13 protein-coding genes and 2 pseudogenes are annotated in these 13131 nt (G+C 59.6%); 5 read left to right on the forward strand and 10 right to left on the reverse strand.

Features of this window, described 5'->3' with window-relative positions; translation table 11 throughout:
- Nucleotides 1-189, forward strand: a pseudogene (gene purU, locus Q4Q11_RS14710) (formyltetrahydrofolate deformylase); the annotation flags it as partial.
- Nucleotides 190-406: 217 nt separating this feature from the next.
- On the opposite strand, the gene Q4Q11_RS14715 reads toward purU, so the two are convergent.
- A complete protein-coding gene (locus Q4Q11_RS14715) occupies nt 407-1057 on the reverse strand; it encodes a glutathione S-transferase family protein (RefSeq protein WP_498569950.1) in 651 nt (216 codons plus the stop codon).
- A gap of 151 nt (nt 1058-1208) precedes the next feature.
- A complete protein-coding gene (locus tag Q4Q11_RS14720) occupies nt 1209-2132 on the reverse strand; it encodes a LysR family transcriptional regulator (protein WP_498569979.1) in 924 nt (307 codons plus the stop codon).
- Nucleotides 2133-2266: 134 nt separating this feature from the next.
- Between Q4Q11_RS14720 and Q4Q11_RS14725 the strand changes: the two genes are divergently transcribed.
- Nucleotides 2267-2974, forward strand: a complete 708-nt coding sequence (locus tag Q4Q11_RS14725; RefSeq protein WP_498569951.1) for an SDR family NAD(P)-dependent oxidoreductase — start codon at nt 2267-2269, stop codon at nt 2972-2974.
- A 260-nt stretch (nt 2975-3234) separates the two neighbouring features.
- Here the strand turns inward: Q4Q11_RS14725 and Q4Q11_RS14730 are convergent.
- A pseudogene (locus tag Q4Q11_RS14730) lies at nt 3235-3394 on the reverse strand (IS481 family transposase); the annotation flags it as partial.
- Nucleotides 3395-3938: 544 nt separating this feature from the next.
- The gene (locus tag Q4Q11_RS14735) at nt 3939-4265 is read right to left on the reverse strand and encodes a hypothetical protein (RefSeq protein WP_113214234.1); all 327 of its coding nucleotides are present in this window, start codon (nt 4263-4265) and stop codon (nt 3939-3941) included.
- Between the two features lie 410 nt (nt 4266-4675).
- Between Q4Q11_RS14735 and Q4Q11_RS14740 the strand changes: the two genes are divergently transcribed.
- Nucleotides 4676-5206 carry a hypothetical protein gene (locus tag Q4Q11_RS14740; RefSeq protein WP_498569952.1) on the forward strand — a complete coding sequence of 177 codons (531 nt, stop codon included), beginning with the start codon at nt 4676-4678 and terminating at the stop codon, nt 5204-5206.
- Here Q4Q11_RS14740 and Q4Q11_RS14745 read toward each other — a convergent pair.
- Together Q4Q11_RS14745 and Q4Q11_RS14750 are read right to left on the reverse strand one after the other, a co-directional pair.
- Nucleotides 5200-5844: a response regulator transcription factor gene (locus tag Q4Q11_RS14745; RefSeq protein ID WP_113214235.1), complete on the reverse strand. Its 645-nt coding sequence runs from the start codon at nt 5842-5844 to the stop codon at nt 5200-5202. The genes Q4Q11_RS14740 and Q4Q11_RS14745 overlap by 7 nt on opposite strands.
- Complete coding sequence (locus Q4Q11_RS14750; RefSeq protein WP_498569953.1) at nt 5841-7274, reverse strand: sensor histidine kinase; 1434 nt, start codon at nt 7272-7274, stop codon at nt 5841-5843. Before Q4Q11_RS14750 ends, Q4Q11_RS14745 begins: the two co-directional genes overlap by 4 nt.
- A gap of 287 nt (nt 7275-7561) precedes the next feature.
- On the opposite strand from Q4Q11_RS14750, the gene Q4Q11_RS14755 reads away from it, so the two are divergent.
- Nucleotides 7562-8200 (forward strand): hypothetical protein, encoded by a 639-nt coding sequence (locus Q4Q11_RS14755; RefSeq protein ID WP_498569954.1) that lies wholly within the window; start codon nt 7562-7564, stop codon nt 8198-8200.
- A 399-nt stretch (nt 8201-8599) separates the two neighbouring features.
- Here Q4Q11_RS14755 and Q4Q11_RS14760 read toward each other — a convergent pair whose 3' ends face one another.
- The 3 genes from Q4Q11_RS14760 to dinB form a co-directional block, all read right to left on the reverse strand.
- Nucleotides 8600-8998: a DUF1236 domain-containing protein gene (locus Q4Q11_RS14760; protein ID WP_112512603.1), complete on the reverse strand. Its 399-nt coding sequence runs from the start codon at nt 8996-8998 to the stop codon at nt 8600-8602.
- Nucleotides 8999-9898: 900 nt separating this feature from the next.
- Entirely contained in the window at nt 9899-10078 is a 180-nt protein-coding gene (locus tag Q4Q11_RS14765) for a hypothetical protein (RefSeq protein ID WP_498569955.1), read from the reverse strand.
- A 639-nt stretch (nt 10079-10717) separates the two neighbouring features.
- On the reverse strand, nt 10718-11815 hold the full coding sequence (gene dinB / locus Q4Q11_RS14770) for a DNA polymerase IV (RefSeq protein WP_498569956.1): 1098 nt from the start codon (nt 11813-11815) through the stop codon (nt 10718-10720).
- 377 nt (nt 11816-12192) lie between these two features.
- Here dinB and Q4Q11_RS14775 point away from each other — a divergent pair, with 377 nt between their 5' ends.
- On the forward strand, nt 12193-12516 hold the full coding sequence (locus Q4Q11_RS14775; protein ID WP_498569957.1) for a hypothetical protein: 324 nt from the start codon (nt 12193-12195) through the stop codon (nt 12514-12516).
- 48 nt (nt 12517-12564) lie between these two features.
- Here the strand turns inward: Q4Q11_RS14775 and Q4Q11_RS14780 are convergent, their stop codons facing one another.
- A complete protein-coding gene (locus tag Q4Q11_RS14780; protein WP_112512597.1) occupies nt 12565-13125 on the reverse strand; it encodes a GNAT family N-acetyltransferase in 561 nt (186 codons plus the stop codon).
- Nucleotides 13126-13131: the final 6 nt, after the last annotated feature.

Genomic DNA, 13131 nt, shown 5'->3' on the forward strand with positions numbered 1-13131 from the left:
CAGGACACGGCGCGCATCACGCATGCGCAGTCGGCCGACGACTATGTCTCGATCGGCCGCGATGTGGAGAGCCAGGTTCTCGCCCGCGCCATCCATGCGCATATCCATTTCCGCACCTTCCTCAACGGCAACCGCACCGTCGTCTTCCCGGCAAGCCCAGGCTCCTACGCTTCCGAACGCATGGGGTGAGTGATGGCGCTCGTGACAGTGAGCGCCGCACATCGTGCCGCCGGCCAAAAGCCGCCGGCGTTTTAAATGACGGCGTGTTCGCCCTTGCGGATGTCCGCTTTTCCCGATTGGTGTCTTGCGCGCCAATCACTCGGCTGCCATCTGGAGCCGCGATCGCCTCCATTTTCTCATGACACCCATGGCCTCGCGCATACTGGCGGCCCGGAGCGAAGCGATATCAGCTTGCCGATGCAGCGGCGAAAACCGCAAGCTGAGCCTCGAAGGCGCGCCTGTATGCGGGCCGGGCTTCGCCGCGGGCAACATAGGCCGAAAGGTTTTCATATTCGCGCAGCATGCCTGATTCCTTCAGCCTCAGCAGGACCGATATCATCAGAAGATCGCCGGCGCTGAACGCGCCATCGAGCCAGTCGGCGTCGCCGAGCCGAGCGGAAAGCTCGTTCAGCCGCTGGCGGATGCGTTCGTCGATCATGGACAGGCGCTGCTCGTACCAGGTCTGATCGCGCTCCTGGAACCTTGCGGTCGCACGCTCGATGATCGGCGGCTCTATTGTGGAAAGCGCGGCAAACATCCATGTGATCGCGCGGGCTCGCGCGCCTGCATCGTCGGGCAACAGGCCTGCGTGGCGTTCTGCGATATGAAACACGATCGATCCGGATTCGAACAAGACGAGATTGCCTTCTTCATAGGTGGGAATCTGCCCGAAGGGATGAAGCTCGATATGTGCGGGCTCCTTCATTGCCCTGAAGGAAAGCAGGCGCACCTCGTAAGGTTGCCCGACCTCTTCGAGCGCCCAGCGAACGCGCATATCGCGCGCCAGACCTCTGCCGCGATCGGGCGAGTTTTCAAAGGCGGTAATCGTTATCGTCATTGCGGCTCTCCGTGCTTGTCCGTCTTAAAGACGACCGGCCCGGCGGGATTCCGACACCCGTTTGCGAAATAGTTCCTGGCCGAGGACATGCCGAACACCGCCAGGCTGCCGAAAGAAACCGCGCCGTTTCATCCATTTCCGGGGGATCGATTCATGGGTAGATGGAGCGGCACACGCGCGCCACGATATTGCGCAGCCATCGATGAGCGGGATCGGCATCGGCGCGCGGGTGCCATATGGCGGCGATGAGTATTTCAGGCGTTTCGAACGGCAATTCGAAGCTGCGAATGCCAAGCCTGGCCACCCCCTCGTTCACTTTGCCCCTGCCGAGGCAGGAGAGGGGGACGGCCGCGATGAAATCCGTCGATGCTGCTATTCTCATTGCATCCGGAAAGCCTGGCACGACAACGCGGATTTCCCGTTTCAGACCCTTCCGTTCCAAGGCCTCGTCGACCGCATCGGCAAATTCTCCCCGCCTGGAAACGGCGATGTGGCCGCCGGCCGCATAGCGCTTCGCCGTCACCGCCCCGCCCGCCAGCACGGGATGGCCTTCCCGTGCCACCCCGACCAGTCGATCGCGAATAAGCAGACGCGTGCGCAACTCGGGTGCGGGCACGCCCAGTACGCCGATTTCCAGATCGATCAGTCCTTCCCGCAGCGTATGCGGCTCCTTGTCCAGTTTGAGTGCGAACCGGACGCGAACGCGAGGGGCGGCTTCGGTAATGGCCGACACGAGGGGCGCAGACATCAGTTCAAGAAAGGCCTCGCTGACGCGGATCGAAAAGGTGGTTTCCAAGGTTGCAATATCGAGTTCGCTTGCGGCCGGCCGCAGAATGGTCTGCGCATCTTGGGTTACGGCGTGGACACGATCGCGCAGGCTTTCGGCAAAGCGCGTCGGCACAAGAGATCTGCCTGCCCTGACGAGCAACGGGTCACCCGTTACGGAGCGCAGCCGAGACAGCGTCCGGCTCATGGCGGACGGACTAAGTCCCAGCCGCTTCGCCGCCTCGGTCACGCTGCCTTCGGCAAGCAGGACGTCAAGCGCCACGAGGAGATTGAGGTCGATATCTTCCATGATGATTGCGTAGATCATATCGGGCCGGCCGCATAGCGTCCAGCGCAACTATTCTTTGCACTCCTTGCGTCTGGCGAAATCCATATTGCACTTTCATATTGGCCTTACGGCAACTAGCAAAGGAGGCATGCGACATGCCCTCATCATCCTCCACAGGCACCATCCTCATAGTCGGCGCATCGCGTGGGCTCGGTCACGCCATGGCCGAAGAATTCTTCAAGAAGGGCTGGTCCGTCATCGGCACGGTGCGGGCGTCGGCATCAAGGACGAAGCTTCACGATCTGGCAGACAGCTCCGGCGGCCGCGTCAACATCGAAATGCTCGACATCAATGAACCGGAGCAGCTTGCGTCACTGCGCCGGCGTCTCAATGGCCGCGTTCTCGACATTCTGTTCGTCAACGCAGGCACGACCAATGTCCCGACCGAAACGATCGGCGAGGTCACGACCGAGGAATTCATCCGCGTCATGGTGACGAACGCGCTCAGCCCGATGCGAACCGTCGAGGGCCTGCAGGACCTTGTCTCGCCCGCGGGGCTGATCGGCGTGATGTCGTCGGGGCAGGGCAGTGTCAGCAACAACACGACGGGCATGCGGGAAGTCTATCGCGGCAGCAAGGCGGCCTTGAACACCCTGATGCGCAGCTACGCCGCCCGGCACGCGAGCGATGCGCGGGCATTGGTGCTCATGGCTCCTGGTTGGGTCAGGACCGATATGGGCGGCCCGGACGGACGGCTGACGATCGAGGAAAGCGTTCCGAATCTGGTGAACGTACTTCTCGGTCAACGAGGAAAGCCGGGCCTGGAATATCTGGATTATCTCGGTCGAACGGTTCCTTGGTGAGCATATGAATGGCAGGTTGCGCACAGCCATTCCGCAATTTACCGGAGCAGCTCCATTTGTCCTTCTTTGGGCAGCAGATCGCGCGCTTGTCAAAGCATTTGGCTGAATACACAACGGAAATGCTTCGAACTCGTCCGACCGACCCAAAACACTCGCTGGACCGCTGTCGCCCGATCGGCGATTGCACGAAACACTAGGCATTCAGTCCCGTCATTTGATGGATCGGGTTTAACCTCAATCGTTTTGGCTCGGATGTCCACTGATGTTCGGTCAATTGCGACAAGGTGACAGAGCCTGTCTTCCGCCGTCCGCACCTCGGCAATATCCATGTGGCAGTAGTCAATCAGGTAGCTCTTGAACTTCTTTTTCGACTCCTTCAACCTCGGGCAGACGAGATATGCCGTGACGTTGCAGGCATCGGGTGGGATAGACCTGTTCCTCCACATCTCCGCGCTTCGGAGCGGTGGCTCGCCCGATAAGGGCACCAAAGTTGCCTGTGATCTCGGCGAGGACCGCAGAACCGGAAAGTCTAACGCGGAAAACGTCGGCATCCTCTAACTCTTCATATAAGGCGAGCGAGAGGCTCCAGGTGGGTGCGCCCGACCCTCCTTTATCCCTTGTGGACGAATCACTTCCTTCCCTTGCCGAAAGGCAGGTTGCCCCTAGTTTGCGAATCTCTAATGATTTGCGAGGGTTAGTAATTGTGAGCTATGATTGGAGCGGCGTCAGGACACGGCGCATCAAAGCGATAAAGATGACGGTTTCGGTGGCGGTGGCCGTGGTCGTTCTGGGCACGCCGACAATGCTTTGGCTGAACGGTTCACTTTGACCCGTCAAGGCGCGGGAACCGTTCGGTCGGTGATGCCCTCCCGCCCGCCGATCTCGGCTACTTCCTCGCGGCTTGCATGCCCTAACGCTTTCGCGATTTCCGACGATCGACGAAGCCGATAAATCGGCGGGGAATTCAGGCGGCTTGATCGCAGTCCTGCTTCATTTCCCGCCTTGAGCAATAGTCAAGCTCTATTTCGAGCAGCCTTGTGGCCTGGGCAAGCGCATTTTCCGCCTCGGCGAACAAATGCGACCTATCGTCCGTTCTTGCCTTGCCGTAATCTGCGGCGCGCAGCAAAACGAACTCGGCAAGATCAATGCATTCCGGCGTCGGCCGAACGAGGTTCAGGCAATAGCGCAGATTGATGGCGACCTCGAGAGCGAATTCGGCGGCGGAGAAATCCAATATGGCGCCCGGTGGAGCTGAACGGGCCAGATATATCCTCCAGTCTTGGGTCGTCATGGTTCCCTCTCCATCGGATCGGTCGCGCGGGGCGTGACCTGTTTCGCCTGCCGGTTCTCGCAGAGATGTCATCAGGGTCCCGGCCATTGCATTTGCGTCGGCATGGCCCGGCGTGCCCGTAGTCATATCGGCTGGCGAAAGGCGCTTTCAATCACGCAATCACGCAATTGGGCTTCAGTCCGTTTCTGCCTCCGACGTTGGTCTGATGCCCCGTCGCCAAAAGGTCTCGCGTGCGATTGCTGAAGTCCAAACCGGGCTTTCTCCGCTTGATTAAGACTTGACCCCTTACGTTGTTGCGGCGATTTGATATGGGAATCAGAACCTTGCCAATCGGCGATGCGCAGCGGCGCTTTCGTGCCAGGGAGCGGCTGCTCGTTGCCGGATCCAATCGGAGCCTCAGGAGGCTACAGGTGTCATTGCGTCGAAAGCTTATCGCTGTCCTGCCGTGTCTATCGCTGACCCTGGTCAACACGGCACTGCCCTACACCGTCAAAATACACGGCGTTTCCGCGACATTCGTACAGCAGATGGCGGAGGCCAAAGGGGGTAACGGCAATGGCGGCGGCAACGGTGGCGGAAACGGTAATGGCGGAGGCAATGGCAACGGCGGCGGAAACGGTAATGGCAACGGCGGCGGCAATAGCGGCAACAGCGGTGGCAACGGTAATGGAAACGGGAACGGCAGTGGCAATGGCAATGGCAATGGCAAAGGAAAGGATAATGGCCAGTCGTCCAGCGCCAAGAGCGCAACCCAAAGCCAGGTCGATTCCGATCAATCGAGCGATGACGGCAATGGCTCGATTACCGTTCACCACAAGGATGGGATGAGCGAAAATATACGAAGCGGACGCTACGTGATGAGGGATTCAAAGGGCCGCACCATCATCAACCGCACTGCGACGACCGCGGACGAGCAGCGGCTCAAATCCTTCCTTCACTGACGGCGCCTTTCAATCTCATCCCGGAACGCCATGGCAGCTTCCGTTCTGTTGCTTACCTCGAGCTTGGCGAAGATCTGCGTCATGTGATGCTTGATGGTCTTTTCATGCAGGTCGAGCTTCAGTCCTATGTGCTTGTTGCTCAAGCCCGCAGAAGCGAGCTCCAGCACTTCCCTTTCCCGATCCGTCAGCGCGTTGAAGGGATTGACCTGAGCGGCCGATCCGTTTTCCGAAATCAGACGCGCCGACAGCGTCGGTGCGACATAGCTGTCACCGGCGGCAATGCTGCGGATGATGTCGGCGAGCATCCGCGATCCGACGCCCTTCAGAACGTAGCCTTTCGCACCGCTCTTGAGCGCGGCCATCACGTCGTCGCTTGCCTCGGAGACAGTCAGCATCACGATCTTCTGGTCTGGCATTTGGCCGAGTATGAGAGAAATGGCGTCCAGCCCTCCTCCGGGCATGGAAATGTCAAGCAGCAAGATGTCCGGGCGATGTTCCGTTGCTATGCGCAGAGCATCCTCCTTGCTGCTGCCTTCGCCGACGATGCTGAACCCATCCATTTCGGTGAGGCTTCTGATGACGCCCTCTCTGAAGAGAGGGTGGTCGTCTATGACTGCCAAACTGATTTCCGCTGTCATGCCTGCTCCATTTCCTCGATGTTCAGGGACATGCGTACGCTGGTTCCCCTGCTCGATGACAAAAGCTGAAAAGTACCGCCAAGGCTTTCGACCCGGTCTCTAAGGCCGGCAAGGCCGAGCTTTTGCGGGCCGACCTCTTTCGGATCGAATCCCGGCCCTTCATCGGCAACCTCGATGACGACCTGACCGTCCTCGAAGGATTGCGCGACCTTTTGCCCGATTCCGCCGGCATGACGATAGCCGTTGTTCAGGGCTTCCTGGACGAAACGATAGACGCATATCTTGGCGGAGGTGGAAAGGTCCGTCGGTGTCGTGCCCACGGAGAGCGCGACGGCGACACCGGTGCGCCGCTCGTGGGCGCGGATTGCACGCTTCAGGAGATCGGCCAAATTATCCGTCTCGATATGCGGCAGCATCAGCCCGCTGCAGATCCCTCTGATCTCCGTCATGGCGTCGTCAAGGCTGGCCTTGATGGTATGCAGCGATGCCTCGCGCTCGGCCGGCAAGGCAGTGGGGCTGACGAGGGTCTGACTGTCCAGACGCAAGGAGGCATAAGCAACCAGTTGGGCGGGACCGTCGTGCAGGTCGGCGCCGATGCGGCGCAAATAGCTCTCGTTGAGCGCGGCTGCGCGCTGGGTTGCGCGTTGGACGCGCGCGCGCAAAGCCTCGTTCTGCAGAAGAAGCGTCGACAGTTCGCCGATGCGGCCATTGAGCGCCTTGCGCTGGTTGTCGATGGTGCGGCTGCCACGCATGACGATGATCGACAGAAGGGCGAAGAATGTCAGCGTAAACAAGGCAACGACAAGCCAGCTCAACAGGCGGGCCTGGGTGAGGCTCCATTCGAAATCGTTGGCAACCTCGTAAAACTCGGAGACGGCGACGACCTTGCCCGACCAGGGCTGCAGCACCGGATTGTAGATTTCTAGGAGCGGTTTGCCGCTATTGCGCTCGGCAACGCTTTCGACATCATCGATGTGATTGAATTTGGCGACCATTCGGCCGGAAAAAGCGGTTCGGAGACTTTTCGAAAGTGGGAACCGTTTGCCGGAAAGATCCTTGTTGCTGGAATAGAGGATCGTTCCGTCGCCGCGCCACAGGCGGAACGAAAACAGCCGCGTGCCGAGCGCGCCCTGGCCGAGTGTCTCGTCAAGGGCTCGCGTTACCGTGTCGTCGAGAACCTGGGTGGTTTGCATGTCGGGCAGAAGCGGGGCGATGACGCTGTCGACGTAAAGGGCCGTCGTCGCCGCGGAATTACGTGTCACGGCATTTTCGATCAGGCCTGCAACGAAGGAGCCGACCGCGAGCATCGCACAGATTGCGACGAAGCCGCCCGCGAGCAGAAACTGCCTGGTCAAGGATTGCGAGTTCCAGCGTTCGATAAGACCTGCCAGAGATAGCTTGTATTTACTGTTTGCTCGCAGAATTGGCATAATGAGCACTGATCTCCCAACCCCTCATAGCTATCTCAGCGGGAGGGAGTGTCAACTGTTACAGGCCTTTACCGCCTGCCTTGCCATGCGAAGACGGTATTGCTGCCGGGACCCCACAATTTAAGGGACCATCGGGCGCCATCAATCAGACCATGGTCCGAATACCCAAGGCATAGGTCCGACCGGTGTAGAAACATGAGATTTCGGCAATATTGTAGTGCGCAATGATTTGCTGAATACCGCCGCTGCCGCAGGCGACGGACGTCTTGTTTGTAAAGGAAATGCACATGAAAATCCGTTCTATCATCGGTACTGCAAGCCTTGGCCTGGCGCTGGCCGTCGTTCCCGTGGGAGGGGCCGCCATCGGCCTCATGCAGACAGCTTTCGCCAAGGGCGGAGATGGCGGCGGCAACGGCAACGGCGGTGGCCATGACCATGGCGAGGGAAGATCCGACCATGACAGCCATGAAAAGTCCGGCGATGATGCAAGCGGTAAGTCCACGAATACGGCGACGACGCAGGATGCCGACGAGCACTCCAAAGCGCATAGCGCAAGCTCGAAGACGCACGTCTCAAAGCCCGGCGAAGGCAGGCTCAGCTCGCTCAGAAGAGACTACCATGCCTATTTGAACTCTAAGGATCCCAAGATGGCAGCGCTCGCTGCCTATGTGAAGGCATATGCAGAGTTCGAAATACAATATGGAACGACGGCCGTGCCGACAGATCCGGCCCTCAGCGACAACGCCTTGCGTTCGGCTCTGGCGCAACTGTCGAACAAGCCGGTGACGGACCAGACGCTTGCTGAAGCAAAGAGCATTCTTGGCGTCGGAACAAATTCGGGAAAAATCGCGGAAGTCCGTGACGCGCTGGAAAGAAAATCCGAAACCTCGGCCCCGTCTGACAGCGATGCGGTAACTGCCGATTGAAAACGTCGCGCTGACGGCCTTTCGGGCTAGGCGCATCGCCGGGCGAATGCCCGGGCGGCAAATCCCTCGGTCATCGTTTCGAGGGTTCGGCGTCAGCGAACGCCGCTTCATAGCCGGTCCGCCCACCGGCTCTATCGCCGGGTCGGGCTTTTCCCCCGGACGCTGGCCGATCCGGCGATAGGCAATTTTGCAGCATGAAATAGGCGGCATGCATGGCATGGTGTGCCTGCGAGACGGAAGGCTGCGCGATAGCCGTCTGCGGGAACCATTGCGCGAGAGCGCTGGATTGAGCGGATAGGACCTGGCGGTCTGCTCGCCTTGTCTCTCAAACCGGAACAGGTACTGCAACGGCGAGCTGGAAGAGGGGGTTGGAGAGCGGCTCTCCGCTCTCCAAAGTGGTCAGTTGAGAATCTGGATAACCTTGCGCGATGAGGGCTCAACGATCACGCGTTCGTGGTTGACCACCGCATAGGCATATCGTGGATTCTGCGGAACGGTTCGCACAACGACCGTATCCGGCAATCGCCGGCCGACGACCACCCGTTCGCGGACAACCGTTCCCTCTTCAGGCAGGGGCTGTTCGCGGACATAGGTGACGACCTTCTGAGGCGGCGGATCGATGGCAGTACCGACGATGGCGCCTGCCACACCGCCCACGGCGGCTCCGACCGGTCCGCCGACAACGGCACCGGTAACGGCACCACCGGCAGCACCCGTGACGGTCGACGACTGGGCAAAGGCACATCCGGCGGTCAGGCCAAGCGCGAGTGTCGCAATACTAAGTACTTTCGTTTTCATCAGAATCTCCTTTCACCTTCCATTCGTCCGTCATTGACGGAGCTGTCGGTAAAACAGGGCTTCGTCCGGATCTGTTCCTTTCCTGAGGCTTCAGTCGGGCAAGTTGGGGCTTGGGTCGCATGGGTGTTCAGACCAAAGCCTGATGTGAGCGGGCCTGCATCTGAGGTGCCCGGAACGTCATCGCGCTTAAGGTCCATTTTGCCGTTGGGAATATGAAGATTGCCGCGATTGAAGACGCTGAAAGCGCATCCGTCGCTGCGGGCTGCGATGCCGCCCCGGTGCCTCAGTATGGTAAGCAGGAGGGCGCAATGCGTGCACTGAAAGTAGAATGAGGAAGACGATCGTTCGAACCGTGCGTTCGGTAGACGCGGACGTGAGGTGGCGGTCCGATCGCTTTACATCAGCGGCAGAACGATCCCAACCCGTCAGTGTCCGTCATGGTTCGAAGAAGCCAGCGACACGTTCCGCTCGACGGTCCATGCGCTGGGCAGATTTGCGCATATGATCCCGACCAATGCGATTACCGAGACCAGACCGATCAACGTCTCCCATGATTGCCGGCGAAATGGCAGGGGCCAGCGCGATCGTGACATGTTTGGATCAAACAGCATTCGTCAGCCCCGTATCCAGGTAAGAGCCATCGGCATTGACGTAGCCGCTCCGGATGAGATCAAAGCATGATCGCTTTCTTTTTGGCGTCGGTTCATCATGCAAGTCTACGTCCACTGAATCCTGATTGTCTAGTACCTTGATCGACAATATCTGGTAACGATGCCCTTAGCGATTGCCGGGCCCACCAATTTAAGTGGATTGCGGAGCATATATTTCTGAGAATGGCGCGATGGCAGCAACGCGAGCGCAATCGCCGGATCGAAAGCCTATAGCCCTTAAATGAGCTGCCTAAAGCGGCATGACGGATGCCGTTGGCTGTGTGGACGGCGTGTGCAGCTTGGCTGCGGCCGTTTCGGGCTGGATGAGCCAGGCTGCAAAAGCTGCAAGCGCGGCACAAACGATGACGGTCAGAAGCGCCTTTCGCGCATATTGCCGCCGTTCAAATCTCGAGTTTTCATCATGTTCCATCATTATCTCCTTCGTCAGAACCACGCCTGACGAATGAAAGGCCGATCTATCGGGAGTATTGGCCTTTCCTGCGGATCGCTGAGCTGTCTGCTGCCAGTTTATTCGTTTCACATGAATGGAATCCGAACGAATTGGCCGCAGGCGCGCCGGAGAGCCGAGATTCCCTCGAAAAGATCGAAGCTGGGGCCTGAAATGGAAGATTCGATGATAAGCCATTGGGTCTTGGCCGAAGCCGACCCATGGCTCGTGGCAAGTCCGTGAGCCAGACGCCCGCCGTGCTCGCTCGATTTGGGAGACGGTGACTGTAATCCAGGCGTTTGCCGCGGAAGGATTGCGGCAAGCGCATAGCTGCACTGCAGCATAGATGCTGGCGATCCGCGACGCAGGGAGTAAAACCACTTGTAACGAAGCGATGCACCTCCTCCCGCAAAGCTTCGTGTTTCAGACGGCCCGCTCCTCCTCCCAAGGGTCGTTTGTAGGAACAGCGGCACTCCTCCTCCCAGTCGCTGTTCGGTTCTTTTCGAAAAGCCTGCCGCACCTCCTCCCGCGGCAGGCTTTTTCGATTCCTGGCACCACAGCGCCGAGCGTCACATATGACGCGCAAAAGGTCGCCGCAGCACCTTAAATCCGCTGCATAATTCAAAGTCCGAGATCAAGCTGGGTCCGCGACAGGTCGTCGTCGCCTTCTCCGTTCGTCAGGGACGAAAGCGTGATGCCGAGCAGCCGCACAGGCCGGGCGAACGGGTGGACGGTTGCCAGAAGTGCGGATGCCACATCGAGGATGCCGCTGGCATCGGCGGCGGGAAAGGGGCTTGTCCGGCTGCGCGTCGCCTGGGTGAAGTCCGAATATTTGATCTTCACGGTCACCGTCCTGGCGCCGATGCCGCCGGTCTCGCAGTAGCGCCAGACCTTCTCGGCAAGCGGGCGCAACTCGGCCGTCGCCAGCTGGAGATCGTCGATATCCTCGGCAAATGTGTCCTCCGCTCCTATGGATTTGCGAATTCTGTTGGCTTTCACCTGGCGCTCGTCGATGCCGCGGGCGATGCCGTAGAAATAGGATCCGGCCTTTCCGAAATGCTCCTGCAGAAAGGCGAGGGGCTTCGATTTCAGATCGAGCCCCGTCTCGATTCCGTACTTGCGCATGCGCTCGGCGGTCGCAGGCCCGACGCCATGGAATTTCTTGACGGGAAGCGTTTCGACGAAGGCCGGCCCATTCTTCGGTGTGATCACCGCCTGGCCGTTGGGCTTGTTCAGGTCGCTCGCCATCTTGGCGAGGAACTTGTTGTAGGAGATGCCGGCCGAGGCATTGAGCCCCGTGACCTGCTTGATTTTGGTCCGGATCTCCAGCGCGATCTCGGTTGCAACCTCCATACCCTTGAGGTTCTGCGTGACGTCGAGATAGGCTTCGTCGAGCGATAGCGGTTCGATCAGCGGCGTATATTCGGCGAAGATTTCGCGGATCTGCTGCGATACCGCCCTGTAGACGTCGAAGCGCGGCGGCACGAAAATCAGATCCGGGCATTTGCGCTTCGCTGTAACCGAAGGCATGGCCGAATGGACGCCAAAGGCGCGAGCCTCGTAGCTTGCCGCCGCCACCACGCCGCGCGCCGCCGATCCGCCGACCGCAAGCGGCTTGCCGCGCAGCTCGGGATTGTCGCGCTGCTCGACCGATGCATAGAACGCATCCATATCCACATGGATGATCTTTCGGACAGGGCCAGTGCTCATTTGGTTCATGGTGGTCTCAGTCATCAAACCGCAAGTTCAGCACGGCCTTCAATTGCGGACGCTGAAACAAATACGGAACATATCATCCTTGATGACGATATCAAACCGGCTCGGTTGCTGTGCCTGACAGAACGGGGGATCGCCCTGCGCCAGCCATGAAACGGCGCCTTGAGATGCAGTCGAGGCTTCCTATCTCTTATTCATCCCCCAATACGGAGCCTGATGATGGGCCAAACTGTATTCGATCCGCTTTCCGAGCCGCTTATGGAGATCTCGCCGCCCGAGCGCGATGAGGAACCGTGCGCGGACGGCACAGAGTGTCTCTGCTGTCGAAGGCTGCGATCGGCGAGGAAGATGGACGAGGACGGCTGCGGCATCTGTGACGAATGTCTGGCGCCATGACGAACCGCGCCGCAAAGCCGCCGCCTGACGAATTGCCGGAGTTCGAACATCTACTTGCGGAACTGCCCGACGGTTACATGGAGGGGCGCTTTCAAGGTCGGCCCTGGGGCGTGACGGTCAAGCGGTCGGCCGACGGGAAACGGATCTGGCTCTACGGCGAGGAGCTTGGCGGGACCGATGTCGTCAGCTTCAATCTTTATGTACTCGCAGGAGCAAGGCTTGCCCTCAAGCCTTGCGAAATGTCGTCGTCCAAGGTCGTGGACTTTGTACTGGGTTTCAGGCCCGCTACGATGCCACCGACGGTATAGGCGAGCGATCTTTGCAGCAACCGTTCGGCGCCGCCGATCCCGTTTGTTTCAGCGGGTGGAGAGCGGCGGAGGAGGGGGCTGTGTGGTTGCGCCTGGACCGAGCGAGCGCTGCACCATCACGGTGTCGGCCCAGCGGCCGTAACGATAGGCAACTGCCGGCAGCAGGCCGACGCGAACGAAGCTGAAGCGTTCGTGCAAGGCGAGCGAGGCCGCGTTGTCGGCATCGATATAGCCGATCATCTGCCGGAAACCGGCCGCGGCGCAGGCGTCGATCAGCCCGCGCATAAGCAGGCTTCCCACACCCTGGCCGACATGGTCGTGATGCACGTAGATCGAGTGCTTGACCGTATAGCGATAGGCCGGACGCTTGCGGAACAGCACCACATAGGCATAACCCAGGACCTTCTCACCCTCGATCGCAACGACATGCGGGAAGCGGCGGTCCTTCAGATTCTTGCGCCGTTCGCGCAGATCGTCCGGTTGCGGCGTGTCGCTATCGTCCACTCCAGCCTCGACGCCGCGGTGAATGTGGCGGCGATAGATCGCCAGCATGGCATCGACGTCGCTCTCCCGGGACGGGCGAACGACGATTGTTTTATCCTGCTTCATGATCGA

The sequence above is a fragment of the Rhizobium sp. UFLA01-1127 genome, assembly GCF_059803845.1.